Source organism: Phormidesmis priestleyi BC1401 (genome assembly GCF_001650195.1).
Classification (GTDB): Bacteria; Cyanobacteriota; Cyanobacteriia; order Leptolyngbyales; family Leptolyngbyaceae; genus Phormidesmis_A; species Phormidesmis_A priestleyi_B.
The window spans coordinates 1-22,017 of sequence record NZ_LXYR01000030.1; the positions used below are offsets into that span (position 1 = coordinate 1).

At 47.7% G+C, this 22,017-nt stretch carries 20 protein-coding genes; 8 read left to right on the top strand and 12 right to left on the bottom strand.

Annotated features, from left to right (window positions below; genetic code table 11):
- Positions 1 to 104: 104 nt before the first annotated feature.
- Positions 105 to 626 carry a hypothetical protein gene (locus tag A8707_RS15625; protein ID WP_068818180.1) on the top strand — a complete coding sequence of 174 codons (522 nt, stop codon included), beginning with the start codon at positions 105 to 107 and terminating at the stop codon, positions 624 to 626.
- 43 nt (positions 627 to 669) lie between these two features.
- Here the strand turns inward: A8707_RS15625 and hemJ are convergent, their stop codons facing one another.
- The 5 genes from hemJ to purM all read right to left on the bottom strand — a co-directional run bounded on the left by hemJ (position 670) and on the right by purM (position 4,960).
- Entirely contained in the window at positions 670 to 1,263 is a 594-nt protein-coding gene (gene hemJ, locus A8707_RS15630) for a protoporphyrinogen oxidase HemJ (RefSeq protein ID WP_068818181.1), read from the bottom strand.
- Positions 1,264 to 1,776: 513 nt separating this feature from the next.
- A complete protein-coding gene (locus tag A8707_RS15635) occupies positions 1,777 to 2,088 on the bottom strand; it encodes a DUF3082 domain-containing protein (RefSeq protein WP_068818182.1) in 312 nt (103 codons plus the stop codon).
- A gap of 42 nt (positions 2,089 to 2,130) precedes the next feature.
- Positions 2,131 to 3,069: a 4-(cytidine 5'-diphospho)-2-C-methyl-D-erythritol kinase gene (gene ispE / locus A8707_RS15640; RefSeq protein WP_068818183.1), complete on the bottom strand. Its 939-nt coding sequence runs from the start codon at positions 3,067 to 3,069 to the stop codon at positions 2,131 to 2,133.
- A 6-nt stretch (positions 3,070 to 3,075) separates the two neighbouring features.
- Positions 3,076 to 3,927: a 16S rRNA (adenine(1518)-N(6)/adenine(1519)-N(6))-dimethyltransferase RsmA gene (gene rsmA, locus A8707_RS15645; protein ID WP_068818184.1), complete on the bottom strand. Its 852-nt coding sequence runs from the start codon at positions 3,925 to 3,927 to the stop codon at positions 3,076 to 3,078.
- A 4-nt stretch (positions 3,928 to 3,931) separates the two neighbouring features.
- Entirely contained in the window at positions 3,932 to 4,960 is a 1,029-nt protein-coding gene (purM, locus tag A8707_RS15650) for a phosphoribosylformylglycinamidine cyclo-ligase (RefSeq protein ID WP_068818185.1), read from the bottom strand.
- Positions 4,961 to 5,328: 368 nt separating this feature from the next.
- Between purM and A8707_RS15655 the strand changes: the two genes are divergently transcribed.
- Positions 5,329 to 6,459, top strand: coding sequence for a septal ring lytic transglycosylase RlpA family protein (locus A8707_RS15655; RefSeq protein ID WP_068818186.1), 1,131 nt, complete (start codon positions 5,329 to 5,331; stop codon positions 6,457 to 6,459).
- Positions 6,460 to 6,535: 76 nt separating this feature from the next.
- Here A8707_RS15655 and A8707_RS15660 read toward each other — a convergent pair whose 3' ends face one another.
- The 3 genes from A8707_RS15660 to A8707_RS15670 form a co-directional block, all read right to left on the bottom strand.
- Positions 6,536 to 7,726, bottom strand: coding sequence for a class I SAM-dependent methyltransferase (locus A8707_RS15660; protein ID WP_074382515.1), 1,191 nt, complete (start codon positions 7,724 to 7,726; stop codon positions 6,536 to 6,538).
- 121 nt (positions 7,727 to 7,847) lie between these two features.
- Positions 7,848 to 8,048 carry a hypothetical protein gene (locus A8707_RS15665; RefSeq protein ID WP_068818188.1) on the bottom strand — a complete coding sequence of 67 codons (201 nt, stop codon included), beginning with the start codon at positions 8,046 to 8,048 and terminating at the stop codon, positions 7,848 to 7,850.
- Positions 8,049 to 8,786: 738 nt separating this feature from the next.
- On the bottom strand, positions 8,787 to 9,971 hold the full coding sequence (locus A8707_RS15670; RefSeq protein WP_068818189.1) for an NAD(P)H-quinone oxidoreductase subunit H: 1,185 nt from the start codon (positions 9,969 to 9,971) through the stop codon (positions 8,787 to 8,789).
- Positions 9,972 to 10,218: 247 nt separating this feature from the next.
- Here A8707_RS15670 and A8707_RS15675 point away from each other — a divergent pair, with 247 nt between their 5' ends.
- Together A8707_RS15675 and rsmH are read left to right on the top strand one after the other, a co-directional pair.
- On the top strand, positions 10,219 to 10,782 hold the full coding sequence (locus A8707_RS15675; RefSeq protein WP_068818190.1) for a Uma2 family endonuclease: 564 nt from the start codon (positions 10,219 to 10,221) through the stop codon (positions 10,780 to 10,782).
- Entirely contained in the window at positions 10,779 to 11,678 is a 900-nt protein-coding gene (rsmH, locus tag A8707_RS15680) for a 16S rRNA (cytosine(1402)-N(4))-methyltransferase RsmH (RefSeq protein ID WP_068818191.1), read from the top strand. Before A8707_RS15675 ends, rsmH begins: the two co-directional genes overlap by 4 nt.
- A 110-nt stretch (positions 11,679 to 11,788) precedes the next feature.
- Here rsmH and A8707_RS15685 read toward each other — a convergent pair whose 3' ends face one another.
- Positions 11,789 to 14,899 (bottom strand): ATP-binding protein, encoded by a 3,111-nt coding sequence (locus A8707_RS15685; RefSeq protein ID WP_068818192.1) that lies wholly within the window; start codon positions 14,897 to 14,899, stop codon positions 11,789 to 11,791.
- Positions 14,900 to 15,768: 869 nt separating this feature from the next.
- On the opposite strand from A8707_RS15685, the gene A8707_RS15695 reads away from it, so the two are divergent.
- Together A8707_RS15695 and A8707_RS15700 are read left to right on the top strand one after the other, a co-directional pair.
- The gene (locus tag A8707_RS15695) at positions 15,769 to 16,338 is read left to right on the top strand and encodes a hypothetical protein (protein ID WP_068818194.1); all 570 of its coding nucleotides are present in this window, start codon (positions 15,769 to 15,771) and stop codon (positions 16,336 to 16,338) included.
- A 57-nt stretch (positions 16,339 to 16,395) separates the two neighbouring features.
- Positions 16,396 to 18,705, top strand: coding sequence for a Tex family protein (locus tag A8707_RS15700; RefSeq protein WP_068818195.1), 2,310 nt, complete (start codon positions 16,396 to 16,398; stop codon positions 18,703 to 18,705).
- A gap of 61 nt (positions 18,706 to 18,766) precedes the next feature.
- On the opposite strand, the gene A8707_RS15705 is transcribed toward A8707_RS15700, so the two are convergent.
- From A8707_RS15705 to A8707_RS15715, 3 genes are all read right to left on the bottom strand, one after another.
- Positions 18,767 to 19,225 carry a PIN domain-containing protein gene (locus A8707_RS15705; RefSeq protein ID WP_068818196.1) on the bottom strand — a complete coding sequence of 153 codons (459 nt, stop codon included), beginning with the start codon at positions 19,223 to 19,225 and terminating at the stop codon, positions 18,767 to 18,769.
- Complete coding sequence (locus A8707_RS27600) at positions 19,222 to 19,479, bottom strand: antitoxin AF2212-like protein (RefSeq protein ID WP_068818197.1); 258 nt, start codon at positions 19,477 to 19,479, stop codon at positions 19,222 to 19,224. The genes A8707_RS15705 and A8707_RS27600 overlap by 4 nt, the downstream gene beginning before the upstream one ends.
- Positions 19,480 to 19,554: 75 nt before the next feature.
- Positions 19,555 to 19,785 carry a hypothetical protein gene (locus A8707_RS15715; RefSeq protein ID WP_068818198.1) on the bottom strand — a complete coding sequence of 77 codons (231 nt, stop codon included), beginning with the start codon at positions 19,783 to 19,785 and terminating at the stop codon, positions 19,555 to 19,557.
- Positions 19,786 to 20,052: 267 nt separating this feature from the next.
- Here A8707_RS15715 and A8707_RS30665 point away from each other — a divergent pair, with 267 nt between their 5' ends.
- Positions 20,053 to 20,199 carry a twin-arginine translocation signal domain-containing protein gene (locus A8707_RS30665; protein ID WP_197484795.1) on the top strand — a complete coding sequence of 49 codons (147 nt, stop codon included), beginning with the start codon at positions 20,053 to 20,055 and terminating at the stop codon, positions 20,197 to 20,199.
- Between the two features lie 14 nt (positions 20,200 to 20,213).
- On the top strand, positions 20,214 to 21,971 hold the full coding sequence (locus A8707_RS15720; RefSeq protein ID WP_068818199.1) for a reverse transcriptase domain-containing protein: 1,758 nt from the start codon (positions 20,214 to 20,216) through the stop codon (positions 21,969 to 21,971).
- Positions 21,972 to 22,017: the final 46 nt, after the last annotated feature.

The following is a 22,017-nucleotide window of genomic DNA, read 5'->3' on the forward strand; positions in this document are numbered from 1 at the left end:
GTTGAGTAGCGTAGGAGTTTGCTCGTTAACTCGCACGGCTTTCACCGCCACACCAAATTAAAAATTATGGTGTGGGGACTCCCGCCTGCCTAGCTAGAAGGCGAATGACAATCGAGCCGTTCTGGATGCAGGTGAACGAGTCAGATCTAAGGCAGGGAGACTACTTAATAAACTGTTTTGTCCCCATTTCACTCTTTGAAGCACACAACTTGGAAGAACAAGAAGTAGAAGTCCAAGAGCGGGACTTAATCGTTCTTACTCAGAGTTGTGATCTGGAAAATAGAAAAACTCGACTGGTTTCTCTCTATCTGATTTCTACCCTTCCAGAATTTGAAGCCGTTAACCCAGATTTTACAAAGAAAGGAAAGTGGAACGAGGTTCGCAAGGGTCGAGTTGAAGGGTTACATCTCCTTGCGTCACCCGTTAATCCAGAGGATAGTCGAGGTGCTCTAGTGGTAGATTTTCGTGAAATCTACAGCCTTCCGTTCAATTACCTGACTCAGCACGCCACACAACTCGAAAATCGGTGGCGGCTCAAATCCCCTTTTCTAGAGCATTTCTCGCAAACTTTTGCTCGCTTCTTTATGCGGGTCGGTTTGCCTTCTGGCGTGCCAGAGTTTAAATAAAGGCAACTAACCTTCGGCTCGAAAGTCGAATTTTTAATTACTATTAAACGCCGACTTCCGAAGCCGATTCGGGTTGCCCGATCGTTGCCAATTCCTTTTCTTTTGCCAGTCTGCGCTTTTTTGCATAAAACTGAATAACGGCTGCCATTGCCACAATCATGGCAAAGATTCCCCAGGCGGTGGCGCTAGTGGGTAGATTGTTTTTAAACACTGCCAGCATGACGATGATTACAAAAAACACGGTGGGCAACTCGTTAAACCAGCGAAACTGCTGCCCGGTCATTTTGCACTCATTGGCGGCGAGGCGCTTCATAATGATTTTGCAGTAGTAGTGGTAAGCCAGTAGCACAGCGACGCAGACAAGTTTGGCGTGGAGCCAGGGTTCTTTGAGCACATCTGGCTCGGTGGTAAGCAGCCCGATCGCCATCGCCACGGTTAACAGCATCGCAGGAGTCATGATGATGCTGTAGAGTCGCTTCTCCATGATTTGATATTGGTTTTTGAGAATGCTGCGCGCTGGCTCTGGTTGCTCATCTGCTTCGGCGTGATAAACGAACAGTCGAGGCAGGTAGAACATCCCGGCAAACCAGGCGACAATTCCAACAAGGTGAAACGCTTTGAACCAGAGATATGACATGAGACAATCCTTCAGAGTGTTGGATTTTAGTGAGAATCGGCTTGAGAAACAGAGGTAATCTCTCTATTTACCAGTTTCTGATATTGAGGCATCGATCGGGGGTGTCTTAATAAATTTGATACCTAAAATTACGATCGCTGCTGTGGAAAACTCTAATTCGTTTAGAAATCTGATTACCCGCCTCTGCTGCTTGCGCTTTCTCTATCTTATTTGCTAGAAGCCAGTATTTATACAGTTTTCAGCCCAAATTATGCTGCGCCTGAAGCAAGTTTCTTTTTTTAGAAAACATTTAAGCGGCTCTGATTAAAAAGTGGTAAAGTATGGAGCGATTCATCTCGTACACCACGATGGAATAAGGGTTTCAGCTCAAAAGTACGTCAAAAGACGTTGCTACCAAAAAGTTTTCCACAGCTCATCCGACCTTCAAGGACTCGGATAGGTCAGCTTGTGGAAAACTTTCTATAATCTGTGGAAAAGTCCCTTGTTCGTGTCAGAGGCTTTTAGGAAGTCTGATTAGTCTGCCGTCGATCGCTGCCTCACTTTTCCGATCAAGACCTGAATTCCTAGCCCAAACAGCCCGGTCGCCGCTAACCCAAATACTCCGGTTCCCAAAGCGCTCAAACCGACCACTAATGTTCTCACGGCAACCGCAATATTTGCGGTCGTGATGTTGTGATATTGCAGGGGTTTGCTCGCAAAAGAGAGCGCGATCGATTGAGTCATACTATATAAAACAAACGCCATTCCACCCGCAACGAGTGATCCTAAAACACACTGCAAAGGGCTGGGCATATCGGGCTGAGTCGTGGGTTTAGAAGATGTCATAACAAAAAGAGTGAGAGAATTTTGAGGTTTTTTGAGAAGCGATCACTGAGGGGCTAACCGAACTCCAGACGTACAAAATCTTGTCACCCAAAGATCTAAATTGGGATCAGCGATCGCCGTCATCTGATCTTTAACCTGCTCGGCTTGGGCATGAGACTCGACTAACCCAAACACTGTCGAGCCAGAGCCAGACATCATTGTACCGAGAACGCCTAAGCTTTGAAAGCGATCGCGGAGTTGCTGCACTTGAGGATATTCGGGCAAGACGACGCGCTCTAGATCGTTGTGAAGCAATTGACCGATTTGAGCGAGATTTTGTTGAGCGATCGCTGCCATCATTCCTCTAGATTGCTGCTTTCGCGCTTCTACATCACTAGCACTTTTGGGATAGGTATCACCAAACTGCTGCCGATAAGTTTGATATGCCCAAGGAGTTGAAATAGGCAAATCGCGATATTTGGCTAACACGACATATATATTGTGGAGATCGGGCAGACCATCAAGTTGCTCTCCTCGTCCCGTCGCCAGCGATGTCCCGCCTGAGATGCAAAACGGAATGTCAGATCCTAACGTCGCCCCTAATTCCTGAAGATCAGAGTGAGTGAGTCCAAGGTTCCACATCAAGTCTAGACCAACCAGCACCGCTGCCGCATTGCTAGAACCGCCAGCTAGCCCCGCACCCATCGGAATGCGCTTTTGAATCTTGATTTCGACTCCGCCAAATTTTGCGAAGTAGTCTGGAAACTCTCTCACCATCAAATCGGCAGCTTTGTACGCCAGATTAGTTTGATCTTGTGGGACATCGGGGTTATCGCACCACACCCGAATGGCTTCTGTCCCGATCGGGCGCACTGTCACCACATCGGCTAGCTCAATGCTTTGCAGCACCATCACCAATTCGTGAAACCCATCGGAGCGATCGCCCACGATTTGCAAATATAAGTTGATCTTCGCAGGTGCGATCAGAGAATAGGAACGCATAAAAAATTAGGATTCAGGGATCAGGGTTTGAGCATCAGGATCAACTCCCACGTCTACAGTGTTGCTGAGGTCAACCCAATTGGCAACGCTGAGATCTTCAGCACGAGCTTGAGGATTGACCTCTAATTGTTCCAGAATCTGAGTCAGTCGATCGCCCTCGATCAAACTCTTCAAATTGTTTCGCAGCATTTTGCGTTTGCTAGAGAAGCCGAGTCGAATCAAAGTCTGCATTTGTCGGGGATTGTGAGCGGGATTTTTAACGGTGCGGGGACGCAAACGAATCACCGCAGAGTCTACTTTTGGAGGAGGCTGAAAGGCTTTGGCAGGAACGTCGCAAATAAACTGACAGTCGGCTAGATATTGAACTCGCACCGATAACGCTCCAAAATGGGTCGATTTTGGATTCGCGCACAGCCGCAACGCCACCTCTTTTTGCACGAGCAGCACGATCGAGTCAAAGGGTTTGGGATTTGGATGCCCGATCGTGCCCAGCAATTTCTCCAAAATCGGTCCCGTAATGTTGTATGGAATATTAGCAACGACTTTATTCGGATTCTGAAATGCAGGAGCGGGGATTAAAAGTTCGTCAAGGTCGATCGAGAGAAAGTCTCCTTGCAGCAGCAAAAAGTTATCGATTTGACCCAGTTTTTTGGCTAAAAGCGCACACAAGTCTCGATCGATTTCAACCCCAACCACGGCTTCGGCTTGACTGAATAATTGCCGAGTCAAAACACCCGTACCGGGACCAATTTCTAGGACTCGATCGTGCTTCGATAGCTCTGCCGAACTGACGATCTTGCCCAAGGCTTTCTCGCTGCGGAGCCAGTGCTGACCGAATTGTTTGCGGGTTTTGGTCACAGTTTTATTCAGGTAAACCCACTAATTGACCCGAACCAGAAATGACAGTGCCGATCGCAGATCCCTTAATATGGTAAGCAGCAAAAAAATCAAGGGTTTGAGTGACTCGATCTGGCGGCACAATCACCACAAATCCAATTCCCATATTAAAGGTATTCAACATATCAATTGGGCTAACGTTTCCTTCGGTTGCTAACCATTTAAAGATTGGCAGAACGTCCCAGCTATTAGGATTGACTTCGATAGTTTGATCTTTTTGCAAACAGCGAGGCAGATTTTCGGGCAAGCCGCCCCCAGTAATATGCGCCATGCCATGAATCGGAATCTCGGCTTTGAGCGCGGCAAGAATCGGCTTAACGTAAATGTGAGTCGGCGTAAGCAGGACTTCACCCAAACTTTTTCCAGCTAACATTTCGGGCTGATCGCTCCAGTCAAATCCGCGATCGCCCACAATTTTGCGAACCAAACTAAAGCCATTACTGTGAACTCCAGAGCTAGGCAGCCCGATCGCGACATCTCCAACCTGCACCTGAGAGCCATCTAAAACCAGACTTTTCTCAACAATGCCGACGCAGAACCCCGCTAAATCATATTCATCTGCCTGATAAAAACCCGGCATCTCAGCCGTTTCGCCACCCAGCAGCGCACAGCCAGCCAGTTCGCATCCTTGCACAATTCCTGACACGACCTCAGCAAGTTGTTCGGGCTGCAACCGTCCTGTCGCTAAATAATCTAAAAAGAACAGCGGCTCTGCCCCACAGGTCAGCACATCGTTGACGCACATCGCGACGAGATCAATCCCAACCGTGTCGTGCCGATCGAGCGTGTGAGCAAGTTTTAGCTTTGTGCCTACGCCATCAGTGCCCGATACCAACACGGGTTCTCGATAGCCTGCGGGGAGTTGAAACAGTCCACTAAAGCCTCCGATGCCGCCCATCACTTCAGGGCGATGAGTGCGCTTGATGAGACTGCTGATGCGATCGACAAATGCCCTCCCTGCCTCAACATCAACTCCCGCCTCTCGATAATCCATGAATTAACCGCCTCTGTAGTCTGTCGCAAATGCTGAATGCTGCACTCTTGACTAACGCAAGATCACTGATTTTTTGAAGTCGTGCAGACATAAGACCTCAGCATAACCCACAACTACCCTGAAGCTAGTATGAAGTCTCCATGAAGTCACAGTTGAGGCAAATCTTAAAAGTTTTCGAGAATCGCTTCTCTACAAGGCTTTAAGGTCTATTAAGTAGTGTGAAGGTATCATAAAGTTTTTTTACATACCGATAATACCCTGATCCCCTGGGCAAAAACTTCATGGTAGTCTGTTGCAGTTCTACAAACAGGAGTAAAAACGGAACGAGTACGAGTTTATCAACAGCATCCTTGCAACATTGCAACCCGATGGTCAAACTCAAGCTCGATGAGCAAGTGTCCTTCACCTACGGAGATATGAATCAAATACTCATTAGTGGTCTTACTGCAACCCTGTTGCTCACGACCTCACTCGGTCTTAGCCACAGCAACAATGCTGAAGCATCACCCGCAGTCAGCCAACCCTCTGAAGCAGATCAAAACGCTTCCTCACCGCCGCATTCGCCGATAGGTGATGTTGTCAAAGTTGGTGAGCAACAGAGCCAAACCCCGTCCGCAGAGGACACGATCGCCAAGATCCAAACCCACGAGCACGCTGGACGCAAAGCCGCAACGCTCTATGTTCGTAACATCCCGGTTTTAACCTTCATTGGTTCACAGTCCGCCTCCTCTGGTGGGGTCAAAATGGGAGCGACGCAGACTGATGAATCGTCTCAAATCGCCAGGCTCAAGTCCGGTTCTGTCAGCGCAACAGCCCAGTCTTTAGAGCAGCGTCAGAATTCTAGCCAAGATTCGCAGCGCGATCCGGTCACGAGAGCCACCGCGATCGCTGCCAAACTCAATCAACTTTATCGTCAAGGCGTAGATGCAAAAGGCATCACGGTGAAATGGAAGCAAGCCCCTAATGGAACGGGCGATCGCTACATTATCGAAGCCAACAAGACGACGATCGTGACAGTCGATGCCGACACGATTCTACCCGACACGACCAAAAACCCTGAGCAAGACGCGCTGCAAGTCACCAATCGCCTCCGCCGTCTGATTGGAGATGCTGCCCCACTCAAGGAAGTGCCCAACAAACCTAACAACAACGGGCAACAAATCTCTCTAGGACCGATTAGGTTCCGTTTGGACGGGTGGGCTTCTTGGTATGGTCCTGGATTTAACGGCAGTGCCAGTGCGAGCGGTGAGATCTTCAATCAAAATGCGCTGACAGCGGCTCATCGTTCTCTCCCGTTTGGGACGCAAGTGCAAGTCACAAATTTGGACAACGGACGATCGGTGATTGTGCGAATCAACGATCGCGGTCCTTATTCGGGCGGTCGGGTTATTGATCTCTCAGCAGGGGCGGCTCGTATGATAGGAGTCATTCAAAGTGGTGTTGCTCCGGTTCGTCTAGAGGTGATGACTTCTAGAGGGTCAGTAGCATCCGGCAACTAATTCGCTGATGGCGGATGTATTCGATGAATCGTTTGTATGTTTTACGGATCGATTCTCTTCTACATCCGTTTTCTGTTCAAAATTGCCTTAACCCTCTCAGTGGCTGTCCATTTTCTGCTTCTGTTAAACCCTTGCTTTGCACCAAAACGCCAAAGTTGCCGAGTCCCATTGGGTTCATCAATCGATGCAGGGCATCTCGGCGCAGAATTACAGTTTGAATATCTTGATTATTTTTAGCGTCAATTTCGCTGAGTGCGGCAAGTCGATCGCCCAACCCCAACGCCATTAAAAACAGCCCTTGCTGCGTGAATCCTAAATTTTTTAACCCCGTTCGATCGCCCTGTCGCTCTAATGCTGTGAAGTCAACATGAGCCGTAATATCTTGCTGACCGACCTGAATATAGGGATTGTTGTGATGACTATGCTGGTAGTAACACTGCAACGTTCCCTGCGATCGCATCGAGTTATAGTAGCGAGTTGCGGGATAGCCATAATCGATCGTTAAAAGATATCCTCGCTGAATGAGATCGGCGACTAAACTCAGCCAGTCTAATGCTCCTAAGTTGACCTCAGTTCGATAGCCGTCTGGATAATTAGGCGAACTTAAATCAATTCCGTTGAGATCAAAATAGTCAGTCAACCTGGAAGTTGAGGGTTGATCAATCACCTCCGCAAATCCATTAGACTGTGCAGTCACGTAAATTTCTTGAAGTTTGCGGTTCGTCAACGTCACCAGATGAACCGGAAACGCATCGACCAATTCGTTTGAGAAAACGCATCCTGTGATTGAATTAGCCGGAATAGTGTCTAGCGATCGCCATTCAATCTGCACGTCTGATTGCCACGATCGTAATCGTTGCTGTTGTTCTGCCATCAGAGCGGCAGATTTCTCAACAATCACATAATCTAAACAAGCAAAACAGTCAGGATGATGACCTTGCAAACCGCTCAACACATCTGCGGCTAATAGTCCTTGTCCGGCTCCGATTTCAACCAATGTGAATGGCTGAGGCTGACCCAAAATTTGCCACATCTCTGCAAACTGTTCAGCTAACAGCTCACCAAAATCTGTAGCTAAATGGGGCGAGGTGAAAAAATCACCGTGCGCCCCAATCTTTTCATTATGTGCAGCATAATAGCCATACTGCGGATGGTAAAGTGCCATCTCCATATACTCAGCAAACGAAACCCGACACTCGGAACTGTGGAGAATGTGCTGAGTAATCAAATCAGACAAGGCAGATGCTCGATCGGGTAAATCGCTCACAGGAAACAGCAGTGTTGATGGTCAATCAATTGAGTCGCTCTCTGTCAAAATTTAGGGGTAGAGAAGTCAGAACTAATCTTTGCCCTGCCCCAGGTTCACCATACTCCGCGCTGCGCTTAAATCAGGCGATCGTAGCGGGCACTGCTTCTTTCTTGTTGGTTTCAAACGCAAGGACAAACTCAGTAGTGGGTCGAGTTTGCTTCAGCACCTTTATATAGCAATCGGCATCGGTGCGACGACGAAACCGAATTACCAATTGACGTTGAAGATCGGGCAGAGTTTGATAGACAGCCCAGGGGGTCAGTTGCTCTTGATAATTCATAGTTCAATTTTTGGGAATGTGTGGTTGAGGAGCGTAAAAAATTTAGGTGAGCAGTAAGGGCGCTCTGCCGAACCAGACGCTACTTATAGTGTTGCTGTCTTGGCTTCTCCCTAGTAATAGCGGTTAATTCTGAAGTTGTCAACCCTTACTTGATCGAAATTTCAAAGGAGACATCTACTCAGTTATTGAAGCTTTTTGCACGGCGATCGACCTGGCAACGTAGAATCTGCCATAGAAGTTTTGCACGATCAAACCTTATGCAATCTCTCAACTTTGAAAGGCTCAAAAAGTTTATCCTACGTCGTTAAATTTAGACAGAAGCATTTTGACTTAATTAAGAAACATACATTTGCACTAATGCAACTCATTTCACACAAATCAGATAGATTGTTTTTTCCCAACATTTAATTATTTGCTGTGCGAAATGTTGAATTAGAAACTTGAAGTGAAAATTTGAACAAACTCAGGCGGCTCAAACTCTCGTAGCTCGATCGGAGCACCCAGAATTAACTGATAAAAAGTAGTTTCAATGCGGCAATCTTGATGAGAGCTTCATACTACCGTGAAACTGATCAACTTTTAGAAAGCTTTGTTTTTACTGATAATTATGTGATGAACTTAACCAAATGCTTGGAAGCTCAATTCATGAAGTTCGATAGTAAGTTTGTGCTAATCATTTGAGACAAAAAATAGGGATGCACCGAAGCCCATCCCTAATGTTAAAAAATGGATTTGAGATTAGCGATCGACTGATCCCATGATGATATCGATGCTTCCCAAGATAGTAACGACATCTGCGACTTTCATGCCCTTCAGCAAGTGGGGTAAAATTTGCACGTTGTTAAAGTCAGCCGCCCGAATCTTCCAGCGCCAGGGGAACGGGTTATCATCTCCCATGATAAAGATGCCTAACTCGCCCTTGCCGCTCTCAACTCTGACGTAGTGTTCGCCTTTAGGAATCTTGAACGTCGGGGCGATCTTCTTGCCAATGAACTGATAGTCAAAGCTATTCCATTCAGATTTCGGTCCTTCTGCCATGCGCTTGGCTTCTAAGTTCTCAAACGGACCGCCTGGTAGAGCGGCGATCGCCTGTCTGATAATCTTGACCGACTCGCGCATCTCCCGAATTCGCACAATATATCGAGCAAAGCAGTCTCCTGCCGTCTCCCACTGCACGTCCCAGTCAAAATCGTCGTAGCATTCGTAGTGGTCAACTTTTCGCAAGTCCCATTTAACGCCCGAGGCGCGCAACATTGGACCCGATAGCCCCCAGTTAATCGCTTCATCGCGCGTAATGGTGCCGATCGCCTCAACCCGCTTGCGAAAGATTGGGTTATCGGTGATCAATCGCTCATACTCATCCACTTTGGGCAAGAAGTAATCACAGAAGTCTTCGCACTTATCGATCCAGCCGTAGGGTAGGTCAGCCGCAACTCCACCGATGCGGAAATAGTTGTGGTTGATCATGCGATAGCCACAAGCCGCTTCCCACAGGTCGTAAATCAGTTCGCGTTCGCGGAAGATGTAGAAGAATGGCGTTTGTGCCCCTACGTCTGCCATGAATGGACCTAGCCACAGCAGATGATTGGCGATGCGGTTTAGCTCTAGCATGATGACGCGGATGTGACTCGCGCGTTTAGGAACCGCAATTCCTGCCAGCTTTTCTGGAGCGTTGACCGTCACCGCTTCATTAAACATGCCTGCGGCATAGTCCCATCGGCTCGTGTAAGGCACAAACATGATGTTGGTGCGATTTTCGGCGATTTTTTCCATGCCTCGATGCAGGTAGCCGATCACGGGTTCGCAGTCAATCACGTTTTCCCCATCAAGGGTGACGATCAGTCGCATCACTCCGTGCATTGAGGGATGGTGCGGACCCATGTTGAGAATCATGGGTTCGGTTTTGGTTTCGAGCATTGCCATGGATGTTCAGCCTCTCCCTTAGAGATTTTGGAATAGCCCTACTTCAGTCTCGGATGATAATTATGTATACCGTTGCTCACTTGATGTTCGCCTTCTTAATTATAGAGAGCGCTGGCTGTAAACGTTGGCGGGGATAGATTTTGCTGGCAATGAAGTTTTTGCAGAAAATCAATAGAGACCAGTCGATGTTAGACCAAACCGATGCTTCTAAGATGAGAGAGACGGACAAGCTCAACGATAAACACAGATGGTACAAGCACTTCAAAAAACGCTGACTCTAGAGGAATTTCTGAAACTGCCAGAGACAAAGCCTGCTGGTGAATATGTGAATGGTCAAATTATTCAAAAGCCGATGCCGCAAGGAAAGCACAGCAAACTTCAGGAAGAGCTTGTCGGGGCTGTGAATACGATCGCCAAACTTCAAAAAATTGCCTACGCGTTTCCAGAGCTACGATGCACGTTTGGGGGGCGATCGACGGTTCCTGACATCGCGGTGTTTGCCTGGGAGAGAATTCCGCTTGATGAGAATGGGGATATTGCCAATGTATTTAATGTGGCTCCTGACTGGACAATCGAGATTCTCTCTCCTGATCAGAGTCCTACTAAAGTAACGAGAAATATTTTGCACTGTCTCAGTCACGGATGCCGAGCAGGTTGGCTGATCGACCCTGATGTCCGATCGATTCTGGTGTATCCATCGGGTCAACAGCCAACATTTTTTGAAGAGCCTGACGAAAAATTACCCGTTCCAGATGTGGTGAAGGATTTAGAGTTAACAGTGGGTGACGTGTTTGGATGGCTGAAAGTATGACTTCTGTGTCGGATGATTCTGATTTGGCGATCGCGCCTGAGTTTTTGCACATTCCGGTGCTGCATCGAGAGGTGATCGAAGGGTTAGCGATTCGTCCCGACGGTCACTATTTAGATGCAACCGTGGGCGGAGGTGGACATACATCGCTCATCTTAGCGGCGGCAGATGGGGTGCGGGTGACTGCACTGGATCAGGATGATCAGGCGATCGCCGCTGCTACCCAAAAACTAGCGGAATTTGGTGATCGAGTCACATTCCAGCACAGCAATTTTGCCAATTTCAATCCAGGAGAAACAAAGTTTGACGGCATTCTGGCAGATTTAGGCGTGAGTTCTGCCCAGTTTGATATTGCCGATCGGGGCTTTAGTTTTCGTCACGAGGCTCCACTAGACATGCGAATGGATCGCGGACAATCGCTCACCGCCGCCGAGATTATCAATTATTGGGATGAAACCAAACTCGCCAATATTTTCTACACCTATGGCGAAGAACGGCTTTCACGACGCATTGCCCGACGCATCGTAGAACGACGCCCTTTGCAGACGACAACCGAATTGGCAGAGACGATCGCGCATTCAGTGCCCCGTCAATATCGCTACGGACGCATTCATCCCGCAACTCGTGTCTTTCAAGCACTTCGCATCGCCGTTAATCAAGAACTCACGGTGTTAGAAACGTTTGTTAATCAGGCTCCGCAGTGGCTCAAACCCGATGGCAGACTTGCGATGATTAGCTTTCACAGTTTGGAAGATCGGATTGTTAAACACCGATTAAAAGAGTCACCATTACTGCGAGTGCTGACCAAAAAACCAATTATTGCCCAAGAAGACGAGTTAAAAGAAAATCCTAGAGCACGATCGGCAAAGCTCAGAATTGCAGAACGATTAGAGGATTAGGCAGTGTTTTGAAACTCTGGTCTTCGTTGCTGTCCCGCCTTGAACTGAAGTTCGGGCTAGGCAGAATCGCAGTGAGAACGGGTTAAACCACGCCCTAGAGAACGGTCGGTCTAATCACTTCCCTGCCGCTCTACTCGTCTGGGCAACTCGACTCGAAAGGTTGAACCCTCTCCTAGCTGACTCTCGACGCGAACCGTGCCGCCCATCATTTGCACCAGCCATTTTGTAATTGCTAACCCCAACCCCGTGCCTGCGTGACGACGAGTGGTTGATTGGTCGAGTTGGTGAAACTCGTCAAAAATGCGCGTCAGATCCTCTGAAGCGATGCCAATTCCGGTATCGCGGACTGAAATCACAAGCCGATCGTCCGCCAGCCCCCACACTTCGACCTCGACACCGCCGACATCTGTAAACTTAATCGCATTTGATAGCAAGTTCACCAAAATTTGTCGAAGTCGAACGCTATCGTTGTTTACCCAAGGGTCTTTGAGGTGTGACTTCACGTTTAAAAGCAACTGTTTTTGGTCGGCAAGCGATCGTAGCTCTGAGGTCGTCGAGTTGACTAGATCATGGAGATTAAAGCGATCGAGTCTTAGCTCTAGCCGTCCGGCTTCGATTCTGGATAAGTCAAGAATGTCGTTGATCAGCGCTAATAGGTTTTTGGCGTTATTGAGAATCCGATCGACCATTTCTAACTGCGCGGGGCGAAGTTGACTTTGCCGCAGCAAGAGCTGAGAAAACCCCATAATGGCGTTCATTGGAGTCCGTAATTCGTGAGACATCGTAGCTAAAAACTGCGACTTTAGCTGGGCTGCATCAATCAATTTTAGGTTTTGCAGTTGGATCTGCTGCCGCTGATTTTCCAACGCCTGATTCTGCTGTGCCAAAATCGCGTTCTGCATCTCTAATCGGACTTCTCGCTCTTCAAGCTCGTTGATTAATTGAGCATTATTCAGCGCGATCGCCGCTTGCTCTCCAAACGCAACCAGCATCCGTGAGTCTTCTTCGTCAAAGGCAGTGGCTTCTTCCCAGTTCCCGATCGCTAACACGCCCAGCCGCCCAGCTTGCGCCGATCCGATCGCCACCGCACAGAGAGACATCGGGAGACGATCGGGTAGAGAGTTATCTAATTCGCGTGTCTGAATCAGATGGGTCTTGCCAGTGACAAAGACCTGTCTCAACAAGCCATCCCCGCGATAGAACGCTTCGTCAATTGCAAACTCGCCGCGATCGAGTCCAGTCGTTGCGGTGAGTTCTAGCTGTTGAGTTTGAGAGTTTTGCAGCACAATTAACCCAAACTCAGCGTTGGGAATGGCATCACAAATCGCATCAATCATGACTTGCAGCAACCCAGGTAAATTGGTCAAGCGCTGATTGAGAAGATCTGTTAACCGCTGTAGCGTTCTTACCTGCTGCTGTTGTTCACCGAGAATCACGATCGCTTTGCGAAGATTGCGCTCGGCTTTTTGGGTGGCTTGATAGAGACGGGCGTTATCGACGGCAAGAGCGGCTCGACGAGCGAGATCCTCTGCTAGCGATAAATCGGCTGACGTGTAGTGTCGTTTTGACTCGATCGTGGCGAAGGTAATCGCCCCTAAAATTCGCTCTCTGGCAAGGAGCGGCACAATCATTACGGATTCAAATCCAAATTGTTTGATCCGTTCATGATGATCAGCGTCTTGAGTCAAGTCTGTGAGCAAATCATCAGAAACTTTGGGATAAAACCTTGACTGTCCAGTTTTCAACACGACTGGAATAGCATCCGTCGAGTTAAGGTCGATCGGATAGCGTTGTCGATAGTCTTCAAACGCCGCTACTTTCCGCGGATCTGCATGATATGAGGCAACTAACTGCGGCTGTTCGTCTTGCAGCGTGTGAATCATGCACCAATCCGCCAAATATGGAACCGACAGTTGAGCGAGATTTTCTAAAATGGTTGAGGCATTGAGAGAAGACGTTAGGAGCGTGCTGGCGTTTGCCAAAAAACGCTGTGAGTCTTCGGTGCGCTTGCGATCGGTGATGTCCAAAAACGCTCCGACGCAGCCTCTTGAATTGCCGTATTCATCAAACAATGGGGCAACTTCTGACACCAGTTTGACCACTTTGCCATTTTGCTGCACGATGTCAAGTTCGATGCCAGAAACCGGAGCGCCCGTTGCCGACGATCGCTGCATGGGTAGCTCTGACGCTGTGAGCTGTCTGCCATCTTGATAGACTTTATAGGAAAGTTGCTCGGCATCTGGGCGGCTTTTAGACGCGTTCTCGTTAAGCGAAATTCCTAAGTGCGCGCTCATAGTCGCGTTGATCCTGATCCGTTCACAATCGACATCTTCTGCAATGCCAATTCCGATCGGAATCACATCCAGCAGTGTTTGCAGTTCGGTGACTCGACGTTCTAAAGCGCGATTTAGCTGAACGATTTTTTCTTGTGCTTGCTTGCGCTGCGTAATGTCGCTCACAATGCCCAACATCCGAAAAGTTTGACCGTGCCGATCGCGTTGGGCTTTGCCGCGTGAGGTGCAATCGAGATAATTGCCCGACGCGTGCTGCATCCGAAACTCGACATCAAACGGGGTGTCTTGCAGGAGATGCGCTCGCATCACTCCTAGAACTCGATCGTGATCGTCGGGGTGAATCAGTCGAAAAAACGCGCTTTGAGCGGTGCCGATTTCTTCCCGCGATCGCCCAATGATTTCTAACATACGATCGTTGCAAAAAACCCGATCGTCGCAGATGTCCCAGTCCCAAATGCCATCATTTGAGCCTTCTAAGACGAGCCGATATCGCTCTTCACTCGCCCGAAGTTTTTGCGTTGCCTCAGCAGTTTGTTGCTCGGCTCGATTCACCCGCACCGCGCTCCACAAGCTGCGAGACAGGTTTTCGGGCGACAGCTTGCCTTTAGCCAAATAATCATTGGCACCTGCCTTCATCAATTCCACAGCAAGCTGCTCATCGCCTTGCCCCGTCAACACGATCAACGCGATCGAAAACTGTCGATCGCGAATCTGCTGCACCAAACTCAGCCCATCTCCATCGGGCAACTGGTAGTCAATCAGCGCACAGTCGAAATCGTCTTGTTCTAAAATCGCGATCGCAGATGCACAGTCTGCTGCCTCCACCGTTTCTCGAAGTTGAACCCCCGCATCTTGTAGCGATCGCTGCACAGCCATGCGGTCAACCACATCATCATCCACGACTAAAATCTTTAGGAAGTCTTCCATTACGGCATTTCACACAGCATCCAATAGCTACAGTGGGTCGAGGATGTTGTTCTTTTTAAACGCTCGTTGAGCGTTCGTCACATCCATTTCGTCGTCATCAACCAGAACAATGGTTAGCATCTTTCCTTCTAACGCCATAAATGTTGTGATATTTATATATTTACACTGCAGGTGAAGAAATCTATCAACCCATAGTAGGGTTCGATCCCATAGACGGAGATAGAACCTGGAGAAAATCAGAATTCGCGGATCGCAATCATGCAGCCCAAGTAGGTCGATGCCTATGTTTTCTACTTTGTCTCGTGCCGCTAACGTCTGAAAAGTGGTGAACACTCGATCGTAAAATTTTTGAGCGATACCCTTTCCCTTGTCTTTCGCCGCGAATTCGTAGTGTTTGTTTAAACTGCTGACCGTGACCCAGACGTGTCCATCTGAGCGATCGTGCTGCTGATCAAGTTGGCAAACACCTGCTGTAGGCTAAGCGATCGGTGCTCAACGAAGTAGAGCGAAGCCCTCGCCTTCTTAAGGAGAAGGGAAACAGAACTCTTGTCCTCTCTCTTTGGGGAGAGGGCTAGGGTGAGGGTAAAATCTGTGCTTCATAAATCAATTCAGCAACGCCCAATTTGCTTCTTGCAGAAGTCCAAAGATGCCCTCATCTAACAGGGAAGCCAGATTTCAAAGTCCCTTTCTCACGCGTGGGAGAGCTATATCTGGGCGGTCAAGAGCAGGACGATCGCTTCTTGGCAGTTCCGTGCCACAATTTTCTCTGAGTGCCCTACGATCGACGTGGTGCTTTTCCGTCTTCTCTAGCTGGTGTGGATATGATGAATCTGAATAATTTGATGAATCTTAAAAGGCTGCGTCTGCCTATGGCACAAATTGTGACGGTGAGTTTAGTGGCGATCGCGCTGCCGATCGCTCCAGCCAAGGCTTTTTCTGGCAGTGATCGCAGGGACTATGAATCGTGTGCGGCTGATTTGACTCGTGCCAAATTGTCGGCGGCGGAGGCGGCTAATGCGTGTGGTCAAGCGCTCAGACCTGGCGATTTGGGCACCTGCGTCAATCGCATCGCCAATGAAAAAGTGTCGGGATCGGATGCGCTGTTAGTGTGCCGTCAGGTGCGACGACCTGTTGAGGCGGCAAGCTGCGTGGTGGGCATTCGTCGAAACGTGTCAGATACGGCGATCGTCGATGTGTTAGATAGCTGTCGTCGGAGTCTCCTGCCTCAGACTTTCTCAGACTGTGTGGTGGGGCTAAATAGTCAGCTTAAAGTTGGAGGCAAACAAGCGATCGCGTCTTGTTTAGATGCTAGCGATCGTCCTTTTGATCTGCTGCCTACTTTTATTCCATTGGGCAACGAGATTCCAATTCCGATCACTCCTTCCCTGATTCCGACTCCGGTTGTGCCTTCAACCAGTCAGCCTGCGGGTTCCCGGTAGCTCGTTCTGGCTTTACATTATCTAGCTCACTCGATCGACTGCACCTCACATTTGCCCATGTTAAATATCTCTCAACTTCTGGCAGAAGAATTGTCTCTGCGTCCCGCTCAGGTTAAAAGTGCGCTGGATTTGTTTGCAGAGGGAGCGACGGTGCCGTTTATTGCGCGATATCGCAAAGAGCGCACGGGGGAAATGGATGAGGTGCAGTTGCGCGATTTGTCCGATCGCTTCACTTATTTGACCGAGTTAGAAGAGCGCAAGAAAAGCATTCTGGAGTCGATCGCGTCTCAAGATAAACTCACCGAGTCGCTCAGAGTGAAGATTGAGACGTGTTTGCAGAAAAACGAGCTAGAAGATCTCTATCTGCCGTTTCGACCTAAACGACGGACGCGGGCAACGATCGCTAAAGAAAAAGGTTTGGGCAGTTTAGCGGAGTTCATCAAGTCGCTGAATCAACCAAACGCGGCGGCACACTCTCTAGAAGACGAAGCGACGAAGTTTTTGTCGGAAGAAAAGGGCGTTAAAACGGTTGAGGAAGCGCTGAAAGGGGCGGCGGATATTCTGGCAGAAGAAGTCTCCGAAAAAGCAGAACTCCGAGCGTATTTGCGAGAGTTTTTGTTAGAGACAGGCGTGTTTCGATCGAGCATCAAAAACGACCACGCCGAAGGCTCGACGAAGTATGAGATGTATCGCAAATTTCAGGCAAAAGTCAGCGCGATCGCGCCTCACAACTTACTCGCACTCTATCGAGGTGAGACCGAGGGCATTCTGGATTTCGGTCTAGATTTTGACGAAGATGCCGTTTTAAATTATCTAGAATCCGAGATTCGCAGCAAAGCAAAATCGGTGCGAGAGTTTTATCGATCGATGCTCAAAGATGCGTTTAATCGATTGATGAAATCTTCTTTGATTACGGAAGTTCGGGCTGAAAAAAAAACTGAGGCTGACATCGAATCGATCAAAACATTCGAGTCGAATATGCGGGAGTTACTGCTTTCTGCTCCTGCCGGAATGAAGCCAACGCTGGCGCTCGATCCAGGATTTAGAACCGGATGCAAAGTGGCAGTTCTCGATCAAACAGGACAGTTTTTGCAATACCAGGCGATTTTTCCGCACACGGGACAGGGACAGCGAATTCAGGCAATGGTAACGCTAAAGCAACTGCTTGAGAAACACAAAGTTGAATTAATCGCGATCGGAAATGGAACTGCCGGACGAGAAACCGATGAATTTGTAGCAGAAGTTTTAGCAACGCTAGACCGAAAGCCGATTAAAGTCATGGTGAATGAGTCAGGAGCCTCAATTTATTCTGCCAGTGATGTGGCGATCGCAGAGTTTCCCGATCTAGATATTACCGTCCGAGGCGCGATTAGCATTGGTCGGCGATTACAAGATCCGCTAGCAGAATTAGTCAAGATCGATCCCAAGTCGATCGGGGTTGGGCAATATCAGCACGATGTCGATCAAAAACTGCTCAAGAAGAAGCTAGACGAGACGGTTGAGAGTTGCGTCAACTATGTCGGAGTCGATCTGAATATGGCTTCTAAAGAATTGCTGACGTTTGTGTCTGGCATTTCGCCTGCCATTGCTAATAACATTGTGGCTTATCGCAATCAGAATGGAGTATTTCGCGATCGCAAAGCCCTGCTCAAAGTTGCCAAATTAGGACCCAAAACCTTTGAGCAAGCCGCCGGATTTTTACGAATTCGGGGGGGTGATAATCCGCTCGACAACACCGCCGTCCACCCTGAAAGCTATGGCGTAGTCAAAGCGATCGCTAAAGATTTCTCGGTGCCGTTGACGCAGACGAGTCAGATTGCCGATCACCTTAAAGCCAACCTTAAAAAGTATGTGACCGATACGATCGGAGAACCTACCCTGCGCGACATCGTTGCAGAATTAGAGAAGCCCGGACGTGATCCTCGCGCTGAATTCAAATACGCCACCTTTAAGGACGGCGTAAAAGAAATGTCTGACCTGAAAGTGGGAATGGAATTAGAAGGAGTCGTCACCAACGTCGCTAACTTTGGCGCATTCGTCGATGTTGGGGTGCATCAAGATGGCTTAGTGCACGTGTCACAACTCGCCGATCGCTTCGTCAGTGATCCCAAACAAATCGTCAAAGTCGGACAGGTTGTTAACGTTCGAGTCTTAGAAGTGAATCAGGGATTGAAGCGAATTAGTCTATCGATGAAGTCAGGCGATCGAGAGAATATTCAACCGACTCGCAAGCAGGAATCACAACCGATCCGCAAACAAGAATCACAACCCCTCTCTAAACAGAACATTCAACCGAAACAAACCCATTCTGAATTCAAATCACCAACGCTAGACGACTTAAAATCGAAGTTTGGGAAGAAACGCTAAAGTAGCTTGGTAAATCCGCTTTGTTTAGAACTCTGCGTATTTTCAGATTTGTTTCGATATTCTATGGAGTGATAGTTTGCCAGTGTTGGGCGATCGTAAAGCGGGAGAGATGCCCTACATTGGTGGTTGCGATAATGACTTCTTGTTGAATTTGCTGGGCGATCGTGATGGCTTGGGCGGCAAGGATAACGTCTCCATCTGGAGACATGGGGTCTGCGGTAGGCTGTCCTTGTTGCCGAACGATCGCCCAAAGTTCAGCGGCTTTAAGGATCATTTCGGTGGTGATGGGGACGTATGCCAAGACGGTTTTGAGTTGGTCGAGTTGTTGAACGCTCCGTTGTTTCCCTGCACGGATGAGTTCTCGACGCACTTCATAGTCAGCAATTTCGGGAACAAAAACGATCGCACCTTGCCGAATCTGGAAGTCGAGCCAGAGTTGGCATTCTAGAGTTGTTCCGTTTGCTTTAGGATTTGTCACCATGCTCAAAGGTCCAGAATCTAGAAAAATGTGGCGGGTCATGAGGAAAAGAGAGGACGGTCTGAGAGGCGGTCTTCATCAAGAGATTGCTGGAGAAATTCCCAAGTTTCGCGCTGTTCTTGTTCATCGCCTTCTTCTCGCCAAGAACGGAGGAGGTCGAGAGCGGCTTGATTGATTAGAGGGGCAGGGTGTTCTGGGTTCAGGATGCGGATTTGAATTTGTTGCCCTTCGGTTAGGTTTAGAGGGGTTGTGGGACGGAGGATGCCAGCTTCATAAATGACGGTGAAATCAGCCATTTTCGGGTGCCGTGGTCAAGGATAGTCTCATTGTAGTGTGGAGATTTGTTAGCGTTGTAGAGCCAGATTTCTCCTCTATGCATGGTTCTGATAGCCTTGAAATTCGTCAGGATCTTCGTCAGTCCACTGCGTGAGTTCGCCTCCGACCTGGTAGAACGGACGTATACGCTCAGCCGCTTGAATGAGGCTGAGTTTTTTCGGTAGAGCGATGTTCTGACGCAGAAGACGAGAAGCAACCTCAATCACTTCTAGGGTTTCCTCTGGTGTGAGATGTTGAAGGGCTTCGAGAACCTCGTTTTTACCCATAACTCAGATGGATTTTCTCAGGGTGAAGTGGATGGGTCTATTATCATTGATTTCTGGACGATCGAATTTGAGGGCGATCGCGGGTCTTGCGTTAAATATAAGCATAGGGAATGAGTGTTGATTACAGTTAAAAATGGTTATCCATCAAGAGCTTCCATTTCCAAGTTTTCATCTTCAATTTTTGACTGATGTACTTTCCATGCGTGATTTGATCAGAATACTTAGTATAATAAAGTAACCAGATGCTCACCAAGATAAATTTCCGCTGTGTATACGCGGCGGTCTTTCCTCAAGGGTAGCGATAGCGCAATTGCTGCTCTTACTTTACCTTGTGCTACCTGTGCTTACGTACAGTGGGGCGTTAAGTTGATATGTGTTGTGAGCATCTGGTTTCTACACAGTCTTCCCATTTAGAGATTGCTGATTTGATGGAGAGTAATGACGGAATTAAGCAGCTCCTAGGTGGACTAGAATCTCGTCAGGATGTAGCGACGCTTCTGGATGTTACTGACCGTCAACTTAGATATCTTCTTTACTCGCCGAGATATAAGAAGTATGAAAAATTTGAGATAAAGAAAAAGATGGGAGGCGTAAGGCTTATTTACTCTCCTAGCCATGCTCTTAAGAATCTACAGAGAAGACTGAACGCTATTCTTCAGCAAGTTTATCAGCCGAAGCCGTCTACTTATGGGTTTGTCAAGGGTAAGGGCATTGTGAAAAACGCAGAACAGCATCTCCGTCAGAAATGCGTTCTCAATCTTGATCTTAAGGACTTCTTCTCATCGATCAACTTTGGTAGAGTGCAGGGTCTGCTTAAAGCTGCTCCATACAATCTACTTCACGAAGTTGCAACCGTTTTAGCTCAAATTTGCTGCCACGAGTTTGAGGTTGATGGGCAGCTTAATAGGCGACTTCCTCAAGGGGCACCTACCTCACCAGTTATTTCTAATATGATCTACGCTCCGCTAGACAGTCAATTGCAGCGATTAGCTAAAAGGCACAAATGTATTTACACTCGGTATGCTGATGACATCACATTTTCAACTTCTAAATCTAAATTTCCATCTTCACTAGCGTTTTATTCAGTAGGAGATGAAAAATGGCTTCTTGGAAAAGAACTATTGGAAGTTGTCGAAGGAAACGGATTCTCGGTAAATGAGAAAAAGACCAGGTTGGCAACTAAGTATCAGCATCAAGAAGTTACAGGAATTACAGTCAATCAAGATCTAAACGTCAAGCGGGATTATGTTAGGGAGATTCGTTCAATGCTCTATGTATGGAGAACGCATGGACTAGAAAAGGCAGAGGCTACATTTCTAGAAAAATTTGACAAAAAGCATAGACTGAACTCCATTACACCTTCTTTCAGAAGTGTTGTTAAAGGGAAAATAGAATTCTTAGGATCAGTGAAAGGTAAGTCAGATCCAATTTACTTAAAATTCACAGATGAGTTAAGAGTTTTAGCACCTGAATTAGTAAGCATTGATAAACTACTGAATTCTCCCATAGTTCGGGCGCAGATTATGACTGAAGGGAAAACTGATATCTACCATCTTAGAGCAGCTTTCAGCAATCTTCAAAAGAAAGGATTATTTTTATCTTTAGCTATTGATTTTGTAGATTTGCCGCCTGAGAAGCAGGGTGATAGTAATCTGGAGAAACACTGTGAATCACTATGTATAGTTACTCCTCAGTTCCCTGTTATTGCAATTTTCGATCGCGATAATTCCGCTATTCTGAAGAAAGTTCACGATGATTCAAAAGGGTTCAAAAGTTGGGGCAATGGAGTATATTCATTTGCATTACCTGTACCAAGCCATCGCCATGAAGATCCAGAAGTGTGCATAGAGCTTTACTACAGCAATGAAGAGGTAACGAGACTGAATCTCCAAGATCGGCGTTTGTTCTTGAACTCTGAGTTTAGTAAGAAAAGCTACAGGCATTCAGAAAACAAAATCCTCAGTACGACAAAGTTCAACGAGGTGAAAAATAATAGTCTAAAGATCATAGACAGCGAAGTTCACGATGATGCCGATAACAATGTTGCCTTATCGAAAAATGATTTTGCTAAGTGCATATTGAACTCAAACCCAGGCTTTGACAACTTTGATTTCTCTGAGTTTTCTGCGATTTTCGAGGTGATTGAAAAGATACTACAGCGTCATAACCTTGACAGTGCCGTCTGAAGAAGCCACAGAATCATACCAGCTTTATTTCTGAATCGACAAGTTG